The 696-nt window shown below is 40.1% G+C and carries 1 protein-coding gene and 1 pseudogene; both read right to left on the bottom strand.

The window, feature by feature from the left end; translation table 11 throughout:
* Nucleotides 1–29: 29 nt before the first annotated feature.
* On the bottom strand, nucleotides 30–431 hold the full coding sequence (locus ACFING_RS10050; RefSeq protein ID WP_375630831.1) for a hypothetical protein: 402 nt from the start codon (nucleotides 429–431) through the stop codon (nucleotides 30–32).
* Nucleotides 428–696 (bottom strand): annotated as a pseudogene (locus tag ACFING_RS10045) (hypothetical protein); the annotation flags it as partial. The pseudogene ACFING_RS10045 and the gene ACFING_RS10050, both read right to left, overlap by 4 nt.

Here is a 696-nt window from a genome sequence, read left to right as displayed (position 1 = left end):
TGGGGATTGTCGGTCATCACAAACAAAACTTAAGGTTTGCATTCAGGTTGTACTGGACTTCTTTTACAAAAAGGGCTGTTTAAGCGCTTTTCGACACTTCTCTTCGGGATGACAGCACCAGGCTGACAAATGGGAAGGTTTTCCCTCCAATGATTCACACACCAAGATGGACCGCCATATCTGTCACGGAATCCTGCTTGAATCATACAAGCATAAATTGTTGCATTATCATTATTGCTGAGCTTTTGATTTTCAGCCTCAAGATAATTAAGGTGTGGCATGCCACATTCTAGCAATGCTTTTCCTACCTCGGTAAAGTCTGCTCCTGGCTTGATCCACCCATATACTTCCCCTGGAGGAGATTTGTCCATATCACATCCAGTAATACTTAATAGAATGAGCAGGCTCAATAAGTTAAATCGTATTTTCATTTTTTGTTCCCTGTTCTCGTGGAATAAAATTTTATAAAATCAAATGAACCGTAATCATTTTTACACTTAGCACTTGCATCAGCATAACAATTATGGGTACTAGGATTATAGCCGATGATCGCTCCCCCCATCTCTCTGAGGGGTAGAATTAACGGATGTAATGAATCATATGGTTTGGAACGTACCCCATAAGCCGTAGGCCAATTGTAACCAATCACTGTACTAATGGGGTCTAACATATGACCTTGTATGTAGATATAATTTT

Source organism: Bartonella sp. AP150HLJHH (genome assembly GCF_042196385.1).
Taxonomy (GTDB): Bacteria; Pseudomonadota; Alphaproteobacteria; order Rhizobiales; family Rhizobiaceae; genus Bartonella.
The sequence above is the reverse complement of the archived record's forward strand: the minus strand, read 5'-3'. Positions and strand labels throughout refer to the sequence as shown.